The organism is Streptomyces sp. NRRL F-2664, from assembly GCF_000719345.1.
Lineage (GTDB): Bacteria > Actinomycetota > Actinomycetes > Streptomycetales > Streptomycetaceae > Streptomyces.
Genome location: NZ_JOFX01000545.1, coordinates 1 through 262, shown reverse-complemented (window position 1 = coordinate 262; position 262 = coordinate 1). Strand labels below are relative to the sequence as shown.

Annotated in this window: 1 protein-coding gene; it reads right to left on the bottom strand. The window is 65.3% G+C overall.

Annotation, left to right across the window (positions count from 1 at the left end; all coding sequences use genetic code 11):
• Window positions 1–262, bottom strand: a 262-nt coding sequence (locus tag IF89_RS40200) for a catalase (RefSeq protein ID WP_043195171.1), incomplete at both ends; no start/stop codon positions are given.

Genomic DNA, 262 nt, shown 5'->3' with positions numbered 1-262 from the left:
GGCGTTGACGAGGCGGAAGGTGTGGACGCCGAAGCCCTCCATCATGCGGTAGGAGCGGGGGATGCCGCGGTCGGACATGTTCCAGAGGGTGTGGTGGGTGGCTTCGGTGTGCAGGGAGACGAAGTCCCAGAAGGTGTCGTGGGCGCTCTGCGCCTGCGGGATCTCCCGGTCCGGGTGCGGCTTGCCCGCGTGGATGATGTCGGGGAACTTGATCGCGTCCTGGATGAAGAACACCGGGATGTTGTTCCCCACCAGGTCGAAG